We start from the raw sequence: 21,328 nt of genomic DNA, 5'->3' as shown, positions 1-21,328 counted from the left end.
GGCGAAAGCGCACACCCGGATTTCACCGTCTTCTCATCGGATGTTTACGTTTTGGCAGTGCTCACCGGATCTGAGTGATTCCGGGGTCCGCCCGCCCGGCATGACCCGCGTCGCCCGCGGTCGCGCGGCTGCGGACCGCTCGTCGATCCTTGCGGAATGCCGACGCGGTGCGCGGCGGTTGCCCGGGGTGCGACGTGTCGGCGTGGGGTCTCGGTTACGCCGCGTTGCGCGCCGGCGACGACCCATGGCGGCACCATCGACCGGCGGCTGGCGGCGTCGTCACCGCCGTGCGACGTGGTCGGGCCCGGCGACGGAGCGCAGGCCCTCACCCCAGCGTGCGCAGCGCCGCCCAGAGCTCGGCGCGCGCGGCGAAGCCGGCCAGGTCTACGCCGAGCAGCTGCTGCGCGTGGGCGATGCGCGCGCGCACGGTGTGGCGGTGCACGCCGAGAGCGGTGGCGGCGGCGTCGAACCGGGCGTCGTGCTCGAGCCAGACCCGCACCGTCTCGACCAGCGCCGTACCGTCCTCGGCGTCCGATGCCGCCAGCGGCGCGATGGCCGCACGCGCGAGGGTGCGCCCCGCCTCGGTGTCCAGCGCCGACAGCACGCCGGATGCGGCGACCTCACCGAAGCGCGACACCGGCGCCGATCCGCGGCGCAACGCCACCGCGGCCTCGCCCGCCGCCCGTGAGAACTCCCCGTACGCCGCCGGGTCCGACACGCCGATGTGCACGTCGAACCGCTCGGCGAGCTCGGTCAGATCCGCCATCCCGGCGTCGCTGCGCGCCGGCACCACCAGCAGCAGACCGTCCTCGTCGCGCCCGAAGAACAGCCGCCCGGCACGCTCGTGCGCCCGCAGCTCCAGCCACTCGGTCACCGCGTCGCGGCGGGCCGAGGCATCCGTCGCCGCCACCAGCACCGGCGCCGCCGGCAACCCGCCCCACATGTCCCGCGAGATCCGCCGCGCCAGGGTCGGATCGTCGGTGCGCAGCGACTGCACCATGCCGGCACGCAACAGCGCCCGCGCCCGGGCCAGACCCTCGTTCTGCTCGAGCGCGAGCCCCGCCATCGCGATCACCGAGGTGAGCACGCCGCGCCCCTCCTGGTCGAGCTCGCCCGACGCGATCGCGATCACCCCGCGCAGGTGCCCGCCCCGGCCGAGCGTCTGCAGGCTGAACGGCACATCGCCCAGCCGCAGCGACGATCCGGCCCGGGCCCCCCGCCGCAGCACCGCCGACACCTCGTCCGCCAGCGCGGCCGCCGTCGCCGCATCCAGCGCGCCGGACGGATGCTCGCGGGTGAGCACGCCCGCCGCATCGAACAGCCCCACCCACGCGTCCAGCTGCCGTGCCAGCTCCGCCAGCGTCGCGGCCAGGCCGTCGGGCCGCAGGGCCGCCAGGGCGATCGCCCGCTGCGCGGCCAGCGCCCAGCTGCGCCGGGCGAACGCCTGCGCGGCGATCGCCTCGGCGTTGGCCCGCCCGATCGCGATGAACGGGGTGCGGTAGGGCACCTCGAACAGTGGCAGCCGGTGCGTGGCGCACGCCGTCACCAGAAGCGGCGGGATGCCCTCGCGCACCACCTCGGTGCCGAACCCCAGCGCCACCACGCCGCTGCGCACCAGCCGTCGCACGTACCCGTCGAACGCCGCAGGGTCGTCGACGTCGGCGAACTGTGTGCCGGTGGTCAGCAGCGCGAGCCCGTCGGTCAAGAACGGAGTCGGGTCGGTCAGGTCGGAGTTGTGCACCCAGCGGACCGGGGCGTCCAGCGCCCCCGGGGCGAGTCGGTGTTCGTCCAGTGCCAGGCGCAGATGCAGATCGCGGCGCGCGAGCAACGCCCGCACGGTCGTGCCATCCGTCTGCGCCATCCGGCACTCCTTACGGTCACATCGGGTTGTACGCGGTGTACATCCATCTCGTGAGAATGTACCTCACGGCGAGTGCGTGATGTCGCGAGTGACGCCTACGCTCGCCGGTATGAGTAACGCGGCTGTCACCATCCCCGTCGGCGGACCTTCGCTCCCGCAGGAGCGTCGCCTGGTCACTGCCATCCCCGGTCCCCGCTCCCAGGAGCTGCTGGAGCGCAAGTCCACCGCCGTCGCCGCCGGCGTCGGGCACACCGCCCCGATCGCCGCCGTCGCGGCGGGCGGCGGCGTGGTCGTCGATGCCGACGGCAACTCGCTGATCGACCTCGGCAGCGGCATCGCCGTGACCACGGTCGGCAACGCGCACCCCAAGGTCGTCGAGGCCGTGCAGCACGCCGTCGCGCAGTTCACGCACACCTGCTTCATGGTCTCGCCGTACGAGTCGTACGTCGCGGTCGCCGAGGCGCTGAACCGCCTCACCCCGGGTTCGTTCGCGAAGAAGAGCGCCCTGTTCAACTCCGGTGCCGAGGCGGTGGAGAACGCCGTCAAGATCGCCCGCAAGCACACCGGCCGCCAGGCCGTCGTCGCGTTCGACCACGCCTACCACGGCCGCACCAACCTCACCATGGCGCTCACCGCCAAGGCGATGCCGTACAAGAGCGGCTTCGGGCCCTTCGCCGCCGAGGTCTACCGCGCGCCGATGTCGTATCCATACCGCGACGGCCTCACCGGGCCCGAGGCGGCCGAGCGCGCGATCGCGATGATCGAGAAGCAGATCGGCGCCGACAACGTGGCGGCCGTGCTCATCGAACCGATCCAGGGCGAGGGCGGCTTCATCGTCCCCGCCGACGGATTCCTGAACGCGCTCGTCGACTGGTGCCGCGCCAACGGCGTGGTGTTCATCGCCGACGAGGTGCAGACCGGCTTCGCCCGCACCGGCGCGATGTTCGCCTGCGAGGGCTTCGGTATCGAGCCCGACCTCATCACCACGGCCAAGGGGATCGCGGGCGGTCTGCCGCTGTCGGCGGTGACCGGACGCGCCGAGATCATGGATGCCTCGCACTCGGGCGGCCTGGGCGGCACCTACGGCGGCAACCCGATCGCCTGCGCCGCGGCCCTTGCCGCGATCGACGTGTTCGAGAACGAGGGACTCGCCGCGCGCGCCGCCCACATCGGTGAGATCCTGCTCGGCCGGCTGCACGAGATGCAGGCCGCCGACCCGCGCGTCGGTGACGTGCGCGGCCGCGGCGCGATGGTCGCCGCCGAGTTCGTCGACCCGACCACCGGTGAGCCCGACGCGGCGCTGGCCTCGGCGATCGCCAAGGAGTGCATCGCACAGGGTGTGATCGTGCTCACCTGCGGCACCTACGGCAACGTCATCCGGTTCCTGCCGCCGCTGTCGATCGACGACGCGCTGCTTTCCGAGGGTCTCGACCAGGTCGCGGCCGCGCTCGCCGCCCGCTGAGCCGCACCCCGGCGGCATCCCGGCCCCGCGCCCGAATCCGGGGGTGGGATGCCGCCGCATACCCGCCCGCACCCCTGTGCACGCACACGACGAAGTGAGGAAGACATGGCCGAACACCCCCTGATCACCCGTGACGTGGTCGTCATCGGTGCGGGAGCCGCCGGTACCACCGCGGCCGGCGAGCTGAAGAAGGCCGGGCTGTCGGTGGCGGTGCTCGAGGCGCGGGACCGCGTCGGCGGACGCGTCTGGACCGACACCGTCGACGGGGCCGTGCTCGAGATCGGCGGGCAATGGGTCTCTCCCGACCAGGACGCCCTCATCGAGACCATCGACGAGCTCGGCCTGCAGACCTTCAGCCGCTACCGTGAGGGCGACTCGGTGTACATCGGCCCGGACGGAACGCGCACCCGGTTCACCGGCGAGATCTTCCCGGTGCCGCCGGCGACCGAACAGGCCATGGTCGAGCTGATCGACAAGCTCGACGCCCTCGTCGCCCAGGTCGACCCCGACCGCCCCTGGGCCACGCCCGATGCCGACGCCCTGGACGCCGTGTCGTTCGAGTCGTGGCTGCGCAGCCAGACCGACGACCAGGAGGCCGTCGACAACATCGCCCTGTTCATCGCCGGGGCCATGCTCACCAAGCCCGCACACGCGTTCTCAGCACTGCAGGCGCTGCTCATGGCCGCCAGCGCCGGCAGCTTCTCGCACCTGGTCGACGCCGACTTCATCCTCGACAAGCGCGTCGTCGGCGGCCTGCAGCAGGTGCCGATCCTGCTCGCCGAGCGCCTCGGCGAGGACGTGTTCCTGAACCAGCCGGTGCGCTTTCTGGACTGGGACGCGGACGGTGTGACCGCACGGGCCGACGGCATCACGGTGCGCGCCCGGTACGCGATCCTCGCGCACGCCCCGGTGCTGTACGAGCGCATCTCGTTCACCCCGCCGCTGCCGCGGCTGCAGCAGCAGCTGCACCAGCACCTGTCGATGGGGTTCGTGATCAAGGTGCACGCCGTCTACGACCGGCCGTTCTGGCGCGAGCAGGGCCTGTCGGGCACCGCGTTCAGCCCGTACGAGCTCTCGCACGAGGCGTACGACAACACCAACCACGGCGACGAGCGCGGCACCCTGGTCGGCTTCGTGTCGGACCGGCACGCCGACGACGTGTTCCGGTTGTCGGCCGCCGAGCGGCGGGAACGCATCCTCGAGTCACTGTCGCACTACTACGGGCCCGAGGCGAAGAACCCCGTCGTCTACTACGAGAGCGACTGGGGCAGCGAGGAGTGGACCCGCGGCGCGTACGCCGCCAGCTTCGATCTGGGCGGACTGTCCCGCTACGGCGCCGACCTGCGCACCCCGGTCGGTCCCATCCACTTCGCCTGCAGCGACATCGCCGGCGCCGGCTACCAGCACGTCGACGGCGCGATCCGCATGGGCCGGGCCGCCGCCGCCGCGATCGTCGGGCGGAGCCGGGAGTGACCGTCCGCATCCTCGTCGGCTACACCGCCACCACGGCGGGGGCGGATGCCGTCGCCCTGGGCGCGCGGCTCGCGCACGCCGTCGGTGCGGTGCTCGAGCTGGTGCTCGTGCTGCCCGGCGACGAGCGATCGGTGATCACCCCGACAAGCCCCGGATACGACCGGTATCTGCGCGACCAGGCGACGCAGTGGCTGACCGCCGCTGCGGACGCCGTACCGGCCGGCGTCGACGTGCACACCCACGTGCGGTACGGCGACTCGGTCGCCGCCGGGCTGAGCGAGACCGCCGACCGGATGCGGGCGTCGCTGATCGTGCTCGGCACCGCCGGCGGCGGCCCACGCGGGCGCCACCGGTTGGGCTCGGTCGCCGCGGCGCTGCTGCACTCGGCCGCGGTACCGGTGCTGCTGGCGCCGAAGGGCGAACGCAAGAGCATGGTCACCGGCATCCCGCGCATCACCGTCGCCACCGGCGCCCGGGCCGGTGCCAAGCCGCTGCTGGCCGCCGCCGCAGACCTGGCCGCCGCCACCGGTGCGCCGCTGCGGCTGGTGTCGCTGGTCGCCGTCGACCTTCCGTCCAGCGTCGACACCGGTGCGATCCGGCTGGCCGGCACCGCCCATGCCGACGACGTGCTCGCGCAGGTGCGGGCAGCGCTCGGTGACGGCGGCGTCGCCGAAGCCGTCATCGCCGACGGCGAGAGCATCGACGACGCCGTCAACGGGCTGGACTGGCAGCCCGGTGAACTGGTGATGGTGGGATCGAGCCGCCTCGCGCGCAAGCACCGGCTGTTCTTGGGCGCGACCGCGGCCAAGATGCTGCGCAGCCTGCCGGTGCCGATGATCGTCGTACCCCGAAAGCCCAAGGGCGTCGCCCGGTTCACCGCCGCCCGCACCGCCGCACCGAAGGACGCCCGGCCATGACCGCGACCGACCGCACCCCGCCGGTGGCGGCAGAACCGGCCACCGACACCGCCACGCACACGAGCACGCACGCCCAGGCCGGCGCCCTGTCGCGCAAGGGACTGTCCGCGGGGGCGGTGGGGCTTGTCGGTGCGGTCGTCATCGGCATCTCGTGCATCGCCCCCGCCTACACCTTCACCGCCGCCGTCGGCCCGGTCGCCTCGGTGGTCGGCGACCACATCCCCGCGATCATCCTGGTCGGATTCATCCCGATGCTGCTGGTGGCCTTCGGGTACCGCGAACTGAACAACCGCATGCCCGACGCCGGCACCTCGTTCACCTGGGCCAGTCGCGCGTTCGGCCCGTGGGTGGGCTGGATGGCGGGCTGGGGTCTGGTCGCCGCGACCATCCTGGTGCTCTCGAATCTCGCCGGCATCGCCGTGGAGTTCCTGTTCCTGCTCATCGCGCAGATCACCGGCAACGACCAGATCGCCGAACTGTCGAAGGTCACCTGGATCAACATCGTGGTGTGCCTGCTGTTCATGCTCGCCGCCACGTTCATCTCCTACCGCGACATGCAGACCACGCAGAAGCTGCAGTACGTGCTGGTCGGCTTCCAGGTGCTGGTGCTGCTGTTCTTCGCGGTCGCCGCGATCGCGCAGGCCGTCGCCGGCAACGGATTCGACTACCAGGCGTTCGACATCGGCTGGTTCAATCCGTTCGCGGTCTCATCCTTCAGTGCGTTCGCGGCGGGGCTGTCGCTGTCGATCTTCATCTTCTGGGGGTGGGATGTCACCCTCACCATGAACGAAGAGACCCGGAATCCCGAGAAGACCCCCGGCCGGGCTGCGACCGTCACCGTGCTGACCATCGTGTCGCTGTACCTGCTGCTGTCGGTGGCGATGATCATGTTCGCCGGTGTCGGCACCGGTGAATACGGACTGGGCAACGAGGCCATCCAAGAGAACGTGTTCTTCTACCTGTCCGGACCGATCCTCGGACCGCTCGCGTTCCTGGTGTCGCTGGCGGTGCTCACCAGCTCGGCGTCGTCGCTGCAGTCCACCTTCGTCTCGCCCGCGCGCACCCTGCTGTCGATGGGGCACTACGGGGCGCTGGGCCCGCGGTTCGCCCGGGTGAGCCCGCGCTTCTTCACGCCCGGGTATGCGACGATCACCTCGGCCGTGGTGGCATCCGTCTTCTATGCCGTGATGCGCTTCGTCAGCGAGAACGTGCTGTGGGACACCATCACCGCGCTCGGCATGATGATCTGTTTCTATTACGGCCTGACCGCGTTCGCGTGCGTCTGGTACTTCCGCCGGCAGTGGTTCGACTCGGTGCGCAACGTGTTCTTCACGTTCCTGTTCCCGCTGGTCGGCGGCGCGATCCTGGCCGTGCTGTTCGTGTCGACCCTGATCGACAGCATGGACCCCGACTACGGCAGCGGGTCGAGCGTGTTCGGCATCGGACTGGTGTTCGTGCTGGGCGTCGCCGTCATCCTGCTCGGCGTGGTCGTCATGATCTGGCAGGCCGTCACACGCCCCGCCTTCTTCCGTGGTGAGACACTTGCCATGGACGCCCCACCCAGCCTGCGGCGGCCGGTCGCCGCCGCACCCGCAGACAAGGAATGAGGACGCATATGACCGCGCAGCAGGAAGCAGAGCTTCTCGACCGGGTTCCCACCGGTCTGTTCATCGGCGGCGAGTGGATCGACGCCGAAGACGGCAAGACGTTCGACGTGCAGGACCCGGCCACCGGCCGCGTCATCCACACCATCGCCGACGCCTCACCCGCCGACGGCATCCGGGCCCTGGATGCCGCCGTCGCCGCGCAGGACGCGTGGGCGGCCACCCCGCCGCGCACCCGCAGCGACATCCTGCGCCGTGCCTGGGAGCTCGTGCAGGAGCACAAGGAGGACCTGGCGCTGCTGATGACCCTCGAGATGGGAAAGCCCCTGGCCGAGTCCCGCGGTGAGGTCGCCTACGGGGGCGAGTTCCTGCGCTGGTTCAGCGAAGAGGCGGTGCGCATCAGCGGCCGCTACGGGCTGAACCCCGAGGGCACCGGACGCATGGTGGTCTCGCAGCGCCCGGTGGGCCCGTCGTTCTTCATCACGCCGTGGAACTTCCCGTTCGCGATGGCCACCCGCAAGATCGCACCGGCGCTGGCCGCCGGCTGCACCGTCGTGGTCAAGCCCGCCGCGCTCACCCCGCTGAGCACGCTGTTCTTCGCCCGGCTGCTCGAGCAGGCCGGCCTTCCCGCCGGCGTGGTCAACATCGTCTCGACGACCACCTCGAGCAAGGTCTCGGGCCCGATCATCGCCGACCCGCGGCTGCGCAAGCTGTCGTTCACCGGATCGACCCCGGTCGGCCGCAAGCTCATCGAGCAGGCCGCCCAGGGCGTGCTGCGCGTGTCGATGGAGCTGGGCGGCAACGCCCCGTTCGTGGTGTTCGAGGACGCCGACCTCGACAAGGCCGTGGAGGGGGCGATGATCGCCAAGTTCCGCAACATCGGCCAGGCGTGCACGGCCGCCAACCGGTTCATCGTGCACGAGTCGATCGCCGACGAGTTCGCGAACCGGGTGACCGAGCGGGTGAAGGCCATGAAGATCGGCCGCGGCACCGAGGCGGACGTCACGATCGGCCCCCTCATCGACGCCGACGCGGTCGCGAAGGCCGGCGAGCTGGTGGCGGATGCCGTCGGCCGGGGTGCGACGCTGCGCACCGGTGGGAACGCCGTTGAGTCCGAGGGCACGTTCTTCGAGCCCACGGTCATCGCCGACGTTCCGGCCGGGTCCGACATCCTGCGCGAAGAGATCTTCGGCCCGGTGCTGGCGATCGCCCCGTTCCGCGACGAGGACGAGGCGGTGCGGTTGGCCAACGACACCGAGTACGGCCTGGTCTCGTACGTGTTCACCGAGGACCTCGCCCGCGGGCACCGCATGATCGACCGGCTCGAGACCGGGATGATGGGCCTGAACGTCGGCGTCGTCTCGAACGCGGCGGCCCCGTTCGGCGGTGTCAAGCAGTCCGGCATGGGCCGCGAGGGCGGCCCCGAGGGCATCCACGAGTACCTGTCCACGAAGTACACCCTGATCCCCACCGATTGAGAGGACCGGAGATGACCGACTACGCCGTCGTCAACCCCGCCACCGGCCAGACGCTGGCCACCTACGACACGTTCACCGACGCCCAGATCGACGACGCGATCGCGGCCGCCCACGAGGCGTTCCTCGTCTGGGCGCGCACGCCGGTCGCCGAGCGCGCCGCGGTGGTGCGTCGCATCGCACAGCTCCACCGCGAGCGGCGCGACGAGTTCGCCGAGATCATCGTGCGCGAGATGGGCAAGCCCATCGCCGCGGCGGAAGGCGAGGTCGACTTCGCCGCCGACATCGTCGAGTTCTATGCCGACAACGCCGAGAAGATCACCGCCGACCAGCCCATCGACATCCTCGGTGACGGCTCCGCGGTGGTGCGCCGTGCCCCGATCGGGGTGCTGCTGGGCATCATGCCGTGGAACTTCCCCGCCTACCAGGTGGCACGGTTCGCGGCACCGAACCTGGTGCTGGGCAACACCATCCTGCTCAAGCACGCCCCGCAATGCCCCGAGTCGGCGCTTCTGCTCGAGCGCATCTACGAGGACGCGGGCCTTCCCGCCGGCGCCTACGTCAACGTGTTCGCCACCAACGAGCAGGCCGCGCGCATCGTCGCCGACCCGCGCGTGCAGGGCGTGTCGGTGACCGGTTCCGAGCGCGCCGGGGCGGCCGTCGCCGAGATCGCCGGGCGCAACCTCAAGAAGGTCGCGCTCGAGCTCGGCGGTTCCGACCCGTTCATCGTGCTGTCCACCGACGACATGGATGCCACCGTGCAGGCGGCCGTCGACGCCCGTCTGGACAACAACGGTCAGGCCTGCAACGGCGCCAAGCGCATGATCGTCGTCGACGCGCTGTACGACGACTTCGTGTCGCGGTTCGTCGCGAAGATGGCCGAGGTGACCGCATCCGACCCCACCCGGGAAGACACCGTGCTGGGCCCGCTGTCGTCCGAGGCGGCGGCCGAGCGGCTGCAGCAGCAGATCGACACCGCACGCGCGCAGGGCGCGACGGTGCTGACCGGCGGACAGCGCGAGGGGGCGTTCTTCCCCCCGACCGTGCTGGCCGACGTCACGCCCGAGATGGACGTGTACCGGGAGGAGCTGTTCGGACCGGCGGCGGTCGTGTACCGGGTGGCCGACGAGGCCGAGGCGGTGCGCGTGGCCAACGACACGACGTTCGGGCTCGGGTCGTACGTGTTCACCACCGACCCCGAGCAGGCGCAGCGGGTGGCCGACGGCATCGAGGCGGGCATGGTCTACGTCAACCTGGTGCTCGCCGACAGCCCCGAGCTGCCGTTCGGCGGTGTCAAGCGCAGCGGCACCTCGCGCGAGCTCGGGCTGCTGGCAGCCGACGAGTTCGTCAACAAGAAGCTCATCCGCATCGGATGAGTCCCGGCCTCGGTGGGGTGGCCTCGCAGCCGCCCCACCGAGGTGGGGATGACAGCCCACGAGTGTCAAGGAGGACACATCATGGCGCGCACACCGGCATCCACTGCCGCAACCGAAGCGGCATCCGCGGTGACGGATGCCACGTCGACGACGACGAGCACACCTTCCACCGCGGCCGAGCCGAAGCCCGCGGCGGCCCCGCGGACCACGCCGAAGCCGAAGAGCGCCGCGAAAGCGCGGACCACGGCTGAGCGACAGAGCGCCGCGAAAGCGCGGACCACGCCGGAGTCGAAGAGCGCCGCGAAGGCGCCGACCGCAGCTGGGCCGAAGGCCACCGCGAAGGCGCGGGCCACCGCTGAGCGAAAGAGCGCCGCGAAGACGCCGGCCGCGGCGGAGCCGAAGTCCGCCGCGACGCCGTACGCCTCGGGCACGCCGAGGTCCGCCGCGAAGGCGCGGACCGCAGCTGAGCCGAAGGCCATCGCGGCCTCGCACGCCCCGGCCACGCCGAAGGCCCCCGCGACGCAGAAGACCGCAGCCTCCGTCAGAGCGGGTGCACGCCCCGCGGTGGTGCGTCCCGAGCCCGCACACCCGGCGATCCCGGCGGCGACGGTGACCGCCATCACGCACCCGCTGCGCAACATGTCCGAGATCCGGCACCACTTCCGCACCAGCATCCAGCAGGTGTTCTTCGTCGGTGCGACCGCGTTCAACCTGCTCGGGCTCGACCGGTGGGTGCGGGGATTCAGCTACATCGTCTACTACGACGGCTGGGACGGTGCCCACCAGAACGTGTTCAGTCCGGCGCACAAGCCGTACATCGAGTTCCACAGCGGCGAAGAGATCAACAACTGGCTGCTGCGCAACGCCGAGGTGCGCGCGCACATCGCCCGGCGCACGCCGGCCGGAACCCGCCCGCAGGTCGCCATGGTCTTCTTCGACGAAGAGACCGAGCAGATCTGCGAGGAGCTCGGGTACGACCTCATCCTGCCCCCGGCGGCGCTGCGGGAACGGCTCGACTCGAAGATCGTCACCACCCGCTTGGGCGACGAGGTGGGCGTTCCCTCGGTCCCGAACGTGATCACGACCGTCCACGGCTGGGACGACGTCGTCGCCGCCGCCGATGCCGCGCGGCTGGGCACCGACCTGGTGATCCAGACCGCCTACGGCGACTCGGGCAAGACGACGTTCTTCGTCGCCGACGAGAAGGACTTCGCGCGCATCGCGGACGATGTCGTCGGCGAACAGGTGAAGATCATGAAACGGATCAACAACCAGCCGATCGCCGTCGAGGCCGTCATCACCCGGCACGGCACCGTCGTCGGCCCGTTCATGACCGAGATCACCGGTCATCGTGCGCTCACGCCCTACCGCGGCGGGTGGAGCGGCAACGAGATGTTCTCGGACGTGCTCGACGAGGCGACCCGTCGCACCGCCGCCGACCTCGTGGTGCGCCTGGGCGACCGGCTGGCGCAGGAAGGCTACCGCGGGTTCTTCGAGGTCGACTTGTTGGTCGACACCGACTCCGGTCAGGCGTACCTGGGCGAGCTGAACCCGCGCATCAGCGGGGCCTCGGCCGTGACCAACGTCACCGCCGGCGCCTACGCCGATGTGCCGCTGTTCGTCTTCCACCTGCTCGAGTACGCGGGCGTGGACTTCGACCTCGACGTCGGCGAGATCAACATGCGCTGGGACGAGCTGGCCTCCGGTGACGAGTGGAGCACGATGATCATCAAACAGCTCGGCCCCGCCGTCGAGCGCATCGATGCCGCGCCCGAGACCGGTCGCTATGTCGTCGGCGCGGACGGCGCCCTGCGGTTCGCGCGCTTCGCCCCGGACTGGCATCTGCTCACCGGGGAGGACGAGGCGTTCTTCCTGCGGGTGTACGGGCCGGGCGACTATCGTTTCAAGGGCGCCGACCTCGGCATCCTCGTCGCCAAGGGGCGCATGCAGACGCCGCGAGGCAACCTGACCATCCGCGCCACGCAGTTCATCGACGCCATCCGCGACATGTACGTCACCACGCCGCTGGAAGAGGTCGCCGAGCCCCGCATGCCGGCGCGGGCGGCCAAGAGCCTGTGACCGACGCCCGCCTTCAGGAAGGAACCGATCGACCAGCCGTGTCCACACCCAGCCCCGACCTCACGTCCCTGTCCGCGGCACACCAGCAGTGGCAGTCGCCTGCCCGGCTGCGCTGGTCGATGCAGAACATCGCCCGCTTCCTGCCGGTGCGTCCGATCCCGCGCGGCACGCGCACGACCGCGTTCGGCGCCGCGCCGCAGCCGCTGGGTGCGGTGCCGGTGCCGCACCCGTGGGGCGGCCCGGTGCGCACCTTCGCCGAGGTCATGCTCGCCACGTGCACGGACGGATGGATCGTGACCCGTGACGGGGCGATCATCGACGAGCAGTACACGGCGCCGATGACCGTGGCGTCCCTGCACCTGCTCATGTCGGTGAGCAAGTCGCTCACCTGCGCGACGGTGGGTGCGCTGTCGGGGGCGGGTCTGGTGGATGTCACGCGCCAGGTCACCGACTATGTTCCGGCGCTCGCGTCGTCGGGGTACGTCGGGGCGCGGGTGCGCGACCTCGTCGACATGCGCACCGGCATCCACTTCTCTGAGGATTATCTGGACGGCGACGCCGAGGTGCGCCTGCTCGAAGAGGCGATCGACTGGGCGCCCCGGCGCCATGCCACCGTTCCCGCGACCCTGCTCGGGTTTCTCGCCTCGCTGCGCGCCGACCGCCCGCACGGCGGCCGGTTCGACTACAAGTCCTGCGAGACCGACGTGCTCGGCTTCGTGATCGCCGGGGCCACCGGCGCACATGCGGCGGATGTGATCAGTGCGCGGCTGTGGCAGCCGATGGGGGCCGAGCAGGACGCGCACGTGGGCGTCGACTCGGTGGCCGCGCCGATGCTCGACGGGGGAGTGTCGGCCGCACTGCGCGACCTGGCGCGCTTCGGCACGCTCTATCTGCACGACGGGTACGCGCTGGACGGCGTGCCGGTGTTGCCGCCGGCGTGGGTCGCCGACACCCTCGCCGGCGCCGCCGACTCGCGCGAGGCGTTCGCGGCGAGCACCGAGATCACGCTCATGGACGGCGGCATGTACCGCAACGGCTTCTGGTTCCCGCGCGCCGGATCCGACGTGCTGCTCGCACTCGGGATCCACGGTCAGATGGTCTACGTGAACCGCCGCACCCGGGTGGTCGCCGCCAAGGTGTCGACCTGGCCGACACCGCAGGACGGAGAGAAGCTGCTGTCGACGATCGCGGCGTTCGACGCGGTGGGAGCTGCCCTGGCATGAGGGACCTCGGTCCCGTCCCGCCCTGGCCGGTGCGTGCGATGATGGGGGCATGACCGACAGCGACGGGGTGCACGCCCTGGACGACGAGCAGTGCTGGGAGCGGCTGCGCAGTCAGCAGCTCGGGCGCATCGTCACGCGGGTGGGCGATGTCATGGACATCTTTCCGGTGAACTACATCGTCGACGAGCACACCATCCTGATCCGCACCGCCGAAGGAAGCAAGCTGTTCGAGCTGACCGTCGACGACCGGGTGCTGTTCGAGGTCGACGACCACACCGACGACGACGCCTGGAGCGTCGTGGTGCGCGGCAACGCGCACCGGCTCGTGCACTCCGCCGACGTGGCCCGAGCCGACACGCTGGGCCTTGAACCGTGGATCCCGACGCTGAAGTACAACTACGTGCGCATCCAGCCGCGCACGGTCTCGGGACGGGCGTTCCGCCGTGCGCCCGAGCCCGACCGGTACGGCATCCAGCCGTACTGAGCGGTGCCGACCGGCCCGGTTCGCGGCCGACGAGGGCATGCTCTACACTGGAGAGGCAGTCTTTTCTGCATTCTTTCGCTGTGCCCTCGGGCCGGGGCACGAACCCCGAATCGTCTGGTCGCAGCGCAGGAGTGCGAACAGGCCGAGGCCCCCATGGGCCTCTAGGGCGGTAGCTCAATTGGCAGAGCAGCGGTCTCCAAAACCGCAGGTTGCAGGTTCGATTCCTGTCCGCCCTGCGCGTCAGCGCATGCTGACTCACGATGAACGATCCAGGTGGGGGCGATGGTCCAGGACGAGCCGAACGGCGAAATCGTCGCCGCGAGCGACCGGCCGCGCGAGAAGAAGCCGAACTTCTTCCAGCGCATCGCCATCTTCATCCGCCAGGTCTTCGCCGAACTGCGCAAGGTCGTCACCCCGACCCGCCAGGAACTGATCAAGTACACGCTGGTGTCGATCGCGTTCGTGGTGGTCGTCATGGCGATCGTCTACGGGCTGGACATCCTGTTCTCGTGGATGACCGGCTGGGTGTTCGGCACGCCGGGAGCGTGAGTCGCGCCCTGCGCGCACGCACCGGCCCACACGAACGGAAGAGGACAAGTGCCTGACAGATTCCCCGACGACGTCGACTGGGCGACTGCCGCCGAGCAGTCCAGCGAGGACGACGAAGCCCAGGAGGGCGACATCCTCGCGGCCGAGGAGCGCGCCGTCGAGCCGGCGGAGCACACCGCGCTGCACGTGGTCGACGAGGACGAGAACGAGGACGAGGACGACCAGGATCTGGACGACATCGACATCGACGACCCGGAGGCGGACGCGATCGTGAACGACGCACTGCACATCGACGAGACCGCTGAGGCGGAGGCCGCGGCCGAAGTGCTCAGCGACGACGCGGCGGACGAAGCCGCCGAGCGCGCCGCCGCAGCGGCCGAGGAGGTCACCCCGTACGACGGCCCCGACGTCAACGGCGAAGAGGACCGTCCGGTGCTCGACGAGGACGTCGTCGACGAGGTGGATGCCGCCGCCGCGGTGGTCGAGGACGCCGAGGAAGACGCGGCCGACGACGAGGACCCGTACGAGGCGTTCCGTGCCGAACTGCGGTCGCTGCCGGGCAAGTGGTACGTCATCCACTCGTACGCCGGGTTCGAGCGCAAGGTGAAGGCCAACATCGAGCAGCGCAAGTCGACGCTCGAGGTCGAGGACGACATCTACCAGGTCGAGGTCCCGATGGAGGACGTCGTCGAGATCAAGAACGGCCAGCGCAAGATGGTCACCCGCGTGCGGATCCCCGGCTATGTGCTGGTGCGCATGGAGCTGAACGAAGACACCTGGTCGGTCGTGCGGCACACGCCGGGCGTGACCGGGTTCGTCGGCAACGCGCACAACCCGACGCCGCTGCGCTTCGAAGAGGCCTTCACCATGCTGAAATCCCTCGTCGAGGTCAAGGAGGTCGCCACCGCGAAGGGCGGTGCCGCCAAGGGCGGTGCGGCCGCGGCCCGTGTCATCCCCGCCGAGGTCGACTTCGAGGTGGGCGAGACCATCACGATCAAGGAAGGCTCGTTCGCGGGTCTGCCCGGCACGATCAGCGAGATCCAGCCTGCCAGTGGCAAGCTCACCGTGCTCGTCTCGCTGTTCGAGCGCGAGACCCCGGTCGAGCTGAGCTTCGACCAGGTCACCAAGATGCTCTGATCCGGGGTTCCCCGGGTCGCACAGACACCACCGCCCGCCCGGGTGCGTGGGAGAGGGATGCCACGAGGCATCCGCTCGTTGAAAGGAACAACACATGGCACCGAAGAAGAAGGTGACCGGCCTGATCAAGCTTCAGATCAACGCCGGCGCCGCCAACCCGGCGCCGCCGATCGGGCCCGCGCTCGGTCAGCACGGCGTCAACATCATGGAGTTCTGCAAGGCGTACAACGCGGCGACCGAGTCGCAGCGCGGCAACGTCATCCCCGTGGAGATCACCGTCTACGAGGACCGCAGCTTCACCTTCATCCTGAAGACCCCGCCGGCCGCAGAGCTGATCAAGAAGGCCGCCGGCGTGCAGAAGGGCTCGAAGACCCCGCACACCGACAAGGTCGGAAAGCTCACCCGTGAGCAGGTGCGTCAGATCGCCGAGACCAAGCAGCCCGACCTGAACGCGAACGACATCGAGGCCGCCTCGAAGATCATCGCCGGCACCGCCCGTTCCATGGGCATCACGGTCGAGGACTGAGGGGAGTAACGAACATGGCCACCAAGTCCAAGGCATACCGCGCCGCCGTCGAGAAGATCGAGGCGGACAAGTACTACACCCCGAGCGAGGCCGTCGCGCTGGCGAAGCAGACCGGGTCGAAGAAGTTCGACTCGACCGTCGAGGTCGCCCTCAAGCTGTCGGTCGACCCGCGCAAGGCCGACCAGATGGTGCGCGGCACCGTCATGCTGCCCCACGGCACCGGCAAGACCGCCCGGGTCATCGTGTTCGCCAACGGCCCGGCGGCCGAGGCCGCGATCGCGGCCGGAGCCGACGAGGTCGGCGGCGCTGAGCTGATCGAGAAGGTCGCCGGCGGCTGGACCGATTTCGACGCGGCCGTCGCCACGCCCGAGCTCATGGGCCAGGTCGGTCGACTCGGCAAGGTGCTGGGCCCCCGCGGCCTGATGCCGAACCCGAAGACCGGCACCGTGACCCCCAACCCGGCCAAGGCCGTCGAGGAGATCAAGGGTGGCAAGATCGAGTTCCGCGTCGACAAGCACGCCAACGTGCATTTCATCGTCGGCAAGGCGTCGTTCACCGCCGAGCAGCTGGATGAGAACCTCAAGGCCGCGCTCGACGAGATCGTGCGCCTCAAGCCTGCCAGCTCGAAGGGTCGCTACATCCAGAAGGGCGCCGTGTCGACCACGTTCGGCCCCGGCATCCCGCTGGACGTCAACGCCATCTGAGCCTGAGCGTCAAGTGAGACGGGGTTCCGCCTTCGGGCGGGGCCCCGTTTCGCGTCCGGGGCGATGTTCCGTGCGGCGCGACTCGCGCACCGCGCGCGGTTCGCGCCGCACCCGTTTCGCGCCGGGCCCGGTTCGCGTGCGGTGCGGTTCGCGCACCGGCGACGGGCCGCCGGGGCTCAGACGGTCGGGAGCACCTCGAATCCGGTGCTGCCGGTGGGTGAGGCATCCGTGAGCCGCGCGTCGTCGACGCGGGCACCGGGTGGGCCCTGCGCCATCCACGCCAGCAGCGCGTCGACCTGCTCGTCGGTGCCCTCGATCTCGGCCTCGACGGAGCCGTCGCGGCGGTTGCGCACCCAGCCCGCGACGCCCGCCTCCCGCGCCTCCAGTCGCATCGTGTAGCGGTATCCCACCCCTTGCACGTCGCCGCTCACGATCACATGCACGCGTCGCATGAGGCCATCATCGCAGGATGCCGCGCCTCACGCCTCCCGCACGAGAGCGGGCGCCGCCCGGCCTGCGGCGGCGTCCTCGCCGTCGACGTCTTTGCCGGTGGGGTCCCAGCGGATCGCGGCGATGGCGATCACGCCGGCCAGCGGTGCGCACGCCAGCAGCCAGAACACGTTCGTCGACAACGCCGCGGTCAGCACCGGGAAGAACAGCAGCGACAGGATCGAAAAGGTGCGTTGCACGGCCTGGTTGAAGCCGACGCCCACGCCGCGCAGGCGGGTCGGGTACGACAGCGTCGCATAGCTCATCAGGTTCGCGCCGGGGCCGAACGACTGGGCGAACACGAACGCGGCGAGCATCGCCAGTGCGACCACGACCACGGCTGACGTGGGCACGCCGACCAGGGCGAGGCATCCCAGCGACGCGGTCTGCACGGCGAAGCCGATGAGGGTCAGCCGTCGGGCGCCGACGCGGTTCACGGCGACGACGCTGAGAATGCCGCCTGCCGCGCCGAAGCCCAGGTTGATGACCAGCGCCGAGACGATCGTCACCATCTCGCTCTGCAGGAACAACAGCGAGATGATCAGCGGCGTGCCGTAGGCGACGGCGTTGTATCCGATGGTGGAGAACACCGAGACGCTCAGCGTCGCGATCGTGCGCAGCCGGTACCGGCGCGAGAACAGTTCGGCGATGTTGCGCCAGTGTCCGGTGTCACGACGGGCGCCGGTGCGGGCGTCGGGGGCCAGTGCGACGTCGAGGCCGTGGTGCGAGCGCATCACGTCGACCGCGCCGCGCAGGTCGCCCTGGTCGGCGAGCCACTGCGGCGACTCGGCGAGGTAGCGGCGGCGGGCGATGAGCACCGCGAGTGCGGGCACCGCGCCGAAGCCGACCACGATCCGCCACAGGATCGTGTGCTGGTCGTGCGGCAGGAGCAGGAACACCGCGAGCACCACGAGGTACCCGAAGCCGGTGGCGATGTACCAGGCCGGCGACCAGGCGTTGACCCGTTGCGAGCGGCTGCCGCGGCCGGCGAGCTTCGAGAACTCGGCGAGGAAGGCCATCGCCACCGGCAGGTCGAGGCCGACGCCCAGGCCCATGACGAACCGGAACGCGATGAGCACGGCGGCGTTCGGCGCCAGCGCGCATCCGATGGCGGCGACGACGAAGAACACCATGTCGGCCATGAAGAGCTTGTAGCGGCCGAACCGGTCCACCAGCACACCGCCGGCCAGGGCCCCGACCACGGCGCCGATCATGATCGCCGCGTTGACCAGGCCGGTGGTGAATCCGTCGAGGCCGAACTGCTCTTTGATGGCGGTGATGCCGAACGCGAGCGATGAGAAGTCGTAGGCGTCCATGAAGATGCCGCCGAGCGCCAGCAGGATCACGCCGCGGGTGCGCCGGCTCTGCGAGCCGAAGCGTGCCAGCAGGGCGTGGACGTCGTCGGCGGAGCGGATCAGGTGGGGTGCGCTTGTGCGGTCGGTCACGTGTGGGGATGCTACGTGACAGGCGGTGGTGCACCCAGTCCGGGCTTCACATGCCGTCACACGTCGCCGACCGGGCGGGTCGCGGCAATCGGGCTGAACGCATCCGGAGCAGCGGCTCTCGGCGCCCGCCGGTTCGGCGGTGCGGGATCACGGCCGCGCGAGTCGGGGCTCGGGGGTCCGGCTCGGGGATCAGGGCACGGGAGTCAGGGCTCGGGGGTGATGCCGGTCGCCAGCGCGTTGAGCATGTCGGTGAGCTTCTCGATCGAGTCGACCGGCCAGTCGGCCAGGGCTTCGCCGAGTCGGTCGATGTACGGGTAGCGCACGGCCTCGAGTCGGGAGCGGCCGAGGTCGGTGACGGCGATGAGCCGCATACGGCCGTCGGAGGGGTCGGGGCTGCGCTCGACGAAGCCGAGCGATTCCAGCTCGCTGACGGCGCGGCTGAGCATGCCCTTGTCGGCCTGCATGAGCTCGGCGACCGCCGACAGGGTGACCGGTCCCATCCGCTCGATGGTGGTGAACACCTTGAAGGTGCCGGGCATCATGCCGGGGCTGACCGATGCGGCCGCGCGCGCGTAGGCGTCGCGCAGCTGAGTGAACAGGCCCGCGAACGACGCCTCCAGCGCGCGCACCGCGGCGCCGCGTGTGGCGGCGTCCGGGGTGCCTTCACGGGGCGAGCGCGGGGTGCCTTCGCGGGGCGAGCGCGGGGTGCCTTCGTGGGGCGAGCGCCCCGAGGCGACATCCGCAGGGGAGGTCGCCTCGGGGCCGGGTCGCGTGGTCATCGGTCGTCCGGACCGCGCCGGGTCGAGGCATCCGTGCTGCCGCCGACGGGGATGCTGCCGGTGTGGGCCAGCGTCTCCATCGCCTCGGGCACCGAGACAGTCGCCAGGTCGGCCTCGCCCGCCTGCATGCGCTCGACGTTGGTCATGCGGTTGAGCGGCTTGTTCGGAATGAACAGGATCGCGAGCAGGCTGAGCACCGCGAACGGCACGCCGATCAGGAACGAGTGCGAGATGCCCTGGGCGTAGATGTCCTCGATGATCACGCGCAGCGTCTGCGGCATCGTCGAGACCTCGGGCATGGTGCCGCTGGACAGCTGCTGCTGCCAGTACTGCGCCTTGTCGCCCAGGCCCATGATGGCCTTGACCAGGTCGGGCATGTGCTCTTTCATGAGGTCGACGACCTTCGAGGCCAGTGCGGCGCCCATGACCGAGACGCCGATGGTGCCGCCGAGGCTGCGGAAGAACGTGACGCCCGAGCTTGCCACGCCCAGCTCGCTGGGCTTGCAGGTGTTCTGCACGACCAGCACGAGGTTCTGCATCGTCATGCCGACCCCGGCGCCGAGCAGGAACATGTACAGCGAGACGAGGGCGAAGTTCGTGTCGTAGTGGATGGTCGACAGGGTGTACGAGCCGGCGATCAGCAGGGCGCCACCGACGATCAGATACGGCTTCCAGTGCCCGTACTTCGAGATGAGAGCGCCGATGATGACGGATGCCAGAAGCAGGCCGGCGATCATCGGGATGGTCATCAGTCCCGCCTGGGTGGGCGTGGCGCCGCGGGCCAGCTGCATGTACTGGCTGAGGAAGACCGACGCGCCGAACATGGCGATGCCGGTGGAGATCGATGCGACGACCGCAAGGCTGAAGGTGCGGTTGCGGAACATCGACAGCGGCACCAGCGGCTCCTTCGAGCGCAGCTCGACGATGATGAACAGCACGGTGGCGAGCACGGCGCCGCCGACCATGAGGTAGGTCTGCACACTGTTCCACGGGAACCCGGTGGCGGTACCGGCCAACGACACCCAGATGAGCAGCAGCGAGGCGGCTGCCGACAGCAGCACGATGCCGAGGTAGTCGATGCGGACCTTGCGGTGCACCAGCGGGCTCAGGTGCAGTGTCTTCTGCACGATGATCAGGGCGACGACGGCGACCGGAAGGGCGACGTAGAAGTTCCAGCGCCAGGTCCAGGCGTCGGTGATGACACCACCCAGAAGCGGTCCGCCCACGGTCGAGACGGCCATGACGGCGCCGAACAGGCCCATGTACTTACCGCGTTCGCGGGGGCTGAGGATGTCGGCCATGATGACCTGGCTGAGGGCGGCCAGACCGCCCGCGCCGATGCCCTGCACAGCACGCGCGGTGATGAGCATGCCGGGGTTCTGGGAGAAGCCGGCGGCGGCAGTGGCGAGGATGAAGATGACGATCGCGAGCTGGAAGAGCAGCTTGCGGTTGAACAGGTCGGCGAGCTTGCCCCAGATCGGCGTGGCGATCGCGGTGGTCAGCAGGGTTGCGGTGACCACCCAGGTGAACGCGGTCTGGTCACCGCCCAGGTCGTGGACGATGACCGGCAGCGAGCTCGACACGACGGTCGATGCGAGCATCGACACGAACATGCCCAGGATGAGGCCGGAGAGGGCCTCGAGAACCTGTCGATGGGTCATGGCCGGCTTCATGCCGGCGGAATGGGGTGCGTCTGTCATGCGGGTCCTTCGCGGTTCGGATGTCAGTCGCGGCGTCGCTGGCGC

19 protein-coding genes and 1 tRNA gene are annotated in these 21,328 nt (G+C 70.2%); 14 read left to right on the top strand and 6 right to left on the bottom strand.

Annotated elements, in window-relative coordinates; translation table 11 throughout:
• Positions 1-325: 325 nt before the first annotated feature.
• A complete protein-coding gene (locus H577_RS0109850) occupies positions 326-1,861 on the bottom strand; it encodes a PucR family transcriptional regulator (protein ID WP_029145821.1) in 1,536 nt (511 codons plus the stop codon).
• Positions 1,862-1,970: 109 nt separating this feature from the next.
• Between H577_RS0109850 and gabT the strand changes: the two genes are divergently transcribed.
• The 6 genes from gabT to H577_RS0109820 are packed head-to-tail and all read left to right on the top strand — an operon-like array spanning position 1,971 to position 10,168.
• A complete protein-coding gene (gene gabT, locus H577_RS0109845; protein ID WP_029145820.1) occupies positions 1,971-3,323 on the top strand; it encodes a 4-aminobutyrate--2-oxoglutarate transaminase in 1,353 nt (450 codons plus the stop codon).
• Positions 3,324-3,371: 48 nt separating this feature from the next.
• Complete coding sequence (locus H577_RS0109840) at positions 3,372-4,796, top strand: flavin monoamine oxidase family protein (RefSeq protein WP_084516068.1); 1,425 nt, start codon at positions 3,372-3,374, stop codon at positions 4,794-4,796.
• A complete protein-coding gene (locus H577_RS15960; protein WP_051191924.1) occupies positions 4,793-5,713 on the top strand; it encodes a universal stress protein in 921 nt (306 codons plus the stop codon). Before H577_RS0109840 ends, H577_RS15960 begins: the two co-directional genes overlap by 4 nt.
• Positions 5,710-7,320, top strand: a complete 1,611-nt coding sequence (locus H577_RS15955) for an APC family permease (RefSeq protein WP_036284505.1) — start codon at positions 5,710-5,712, stop codon at positions 7,318-7,320. The genes H577_RS15960 and H577_RS15955 overlap by 4 nt, the downstream gene beginning before the upstream one ends.
• A gap of 8 nt (positions 7,321-7,328) precedes the next feature.
• Positions 7,329-8,795, top strand: a complete 1,467-nt coding sequence (locus tag H577_RS0109825; protein ID WP_029145818.1) for an NAD-dependent succinate-semialdehyde dehydrogenase — start codon at positions 7,329-7,331, stop codon at positions 8,793-8,795.
• A gap of 11 nt (positions 8,796-8,806) precedes the next feature.
• On the top strand, positions 8,807-10,168 hold the full coding sequence (locus H577_RS0109820; protein WP_029145817.1) for an NAD-dependent succinate-semialdehyde dehydrogenase: 1,362 nt from the start codon (positions 8,807-8,809) through the stop codon (positions 10,166-10,168).
• A 65-nt stretch (positions 10,169-10,233) separates the two neighbouring features.
• On the opposite strand, the gene H577_RS15950 is transcribed toward H577_RS0109820, so the two are convergent.
• Positions 10,234-10,788: a hypothetical protein gene (locus H577_RS15950; protein ID WP_156876610.1), complete on the bottom strand. Its 555-nt coding sequence runs from the start codon at positions 10,786-10,788 to the stop codon at positions 10,234-10,236.
• On the opposite strand from H577_RS15950, the gene H577_RS15945 reads away from it, so the two are divergent.
• From H577_RS15945 to rplA, 8 genes are all read left to right on the top strand, one after another.
• Positions 10,778-12,247, top strand: coding sequence for an ATP-binding protein (locus H577_RS15945; RefSeq protein ID WP_245570379.1), 1,470 nt, complete (start codon positions 10,778-10,780; stop codon positions 12,245-12,247). The two genes, H577_RS15950 and H577_RS15945, sit on opposite strands and share 11 nt — an antisense overlap.
• Positions 12,248-12,285: 38 nt before the next feature.
• Entirely contained in the window at positions 12,286-13,470 is a 1,185-nt protein-coding gene (locus tag H577_RS0109805; RefSeq protein ID WP_036284500.1) for a serine hydrolase domain-containing protein, read from the top strand.
• A gap of 49 nt (positions 13,471-13,519) precedes the next feature.
• On the top strand, positions 13,520-13,954 hold the full coding sequence (locus tag H577_RS0109800; RefSeq protein ID WP_029145814.1) for a pyridoxamine 5'-phosphate oxidase family protein: 435 nt from the start codon (positions 13,520-13,522) through the stop codon (positions 13,952-13,954).
• 163 nt (positions 13,955-14,117) lie between these two features.
• A tRNA-Trp gene (locus H577_RS0109795) sits at positions 14,118-14,190 on the top strand.
• Between the two features lie 46 nt (positions 14,191-14,236).
• Positions 14,237-14,503 carry a preprotein translocase subunit SecE gene (gene secE, locus H577_RS0109790; RefSeq protein ID WP_029145813.1) on the top strand — a complete coding sequence of 89 codons (267 nt, stop codon included), beginning with the start codon at positions 14,237-14,239 and terminating at the stop codon, positions 14,501-14,503.
• Positions 14,504-14,551: 48 nt separating this feature from the next.
• The gene (nusG, locus tag H577_RS0109785) at positions 14,552-15,640 is read left to right on the top strand and encodes a transcription termination/antitermination protein NusG (RefSeq protein WP_029145812.1); all 1,089 of its coding nucleotides are present in this window, start codon (positions 14,552-14,554) and stop codon (positions 15,638-15,640) included.
• Between the two features lie 94 nt (positions 15,641-15,734).
• Complete coding sequence (rplK, locus tag H577_RS0109780) at positions 15,735-16,166, top strand: 50S ribosomal protein L11 (protein ID WP_029145811.1); 432 nt, start codon at positions 15,735-15,737, stop codon at positions 16,164-16,166.
• Between the two features lie 14 nt (positions 16,167-16,180).
• Complete coding sequence (rplA, locus tag H577_RS0109775; RefSeq protein WP_029145810.1) at positions 16,181-16,870, top strand: 50S ribosomal protein L1; 690 nt, start codon at positions 16,181-16,183, stop codon at positions 16,868-16,870.
• Positions 16,871-17,046: 176 nt separating this feature from the next.
• On the opposite strand, the gene H577_RS0109770 is transcribed toward rplA, so the two are convergent.
• The 4 genes from H577_RS0109770 to H577_RS0109755 form a co-directional block, all read right to left on the bottom strand.
• Positions 17,047-17,322: an acylphosphatase gene (locus tag H577_RS0109770; RefSeq protein ID WP_029145809.1), complete on the bottom strand. Its 276-nt coding sequence runs from the start codon at positions 17,320-17,322 to the stop codon at positions 17,047-17,049.
• A 27-nt stretch (positions 17,323-17,349) separates the two neighbouring features.
• Complete coding sequence (locus tag H577_RS0109765) at positions 17,350-18,804, bottom strand: MFS transporter (RefSeq protein ID WP_029145808.1); 1,455 nt, start codon at positions 18,802-18,804, stop codon at positions 17,350-17,352.
• Between the two features lie 203 nt (positions 18,805-19,007).
• On the bottom strand, positions 19,008-19,583 hold the full coding sequence (locus H577_RS15940) for a MarR family winged helix-turn-helix transcriptional regulator (protein WP_084516066.1): 576 nt from the start codon (positions 19,581-19,583) through the stop codon (positions 19,008-19,010).
• On the bottom strand, positions 19,580-21,244 hold the full coding sequence (locus H577_RS0109755; protein ID WP_036284496.1) for an MDR family MFS transporter: 1,665 nt from the start codon (positions 21,242-21,244) through the stop codon (positions 19,580-19,582). Before H577_RS0109755 ends, H577_RS15940 begins: the two co-directional genes overlap by 4 nt.
• Positions 21,245-21,328: the final 84 nt, after the last annotated feature.

The sequence above is a fragment of the Microbacterium luticocti DSM 19459 genome (genome assembly GCF_000422405.1).
Taxonomy (GTDB): Bacteria; Actinomycetota; Actinomycetes; order Actinomycetales; family Microbacteriaceae; genus Microbacterium; species Microbacterium luticocti.
Note: the sequence above shows the minus strand (reverse complement) of the source record. Positions and strands in the feature narration are given on the sequence as shown.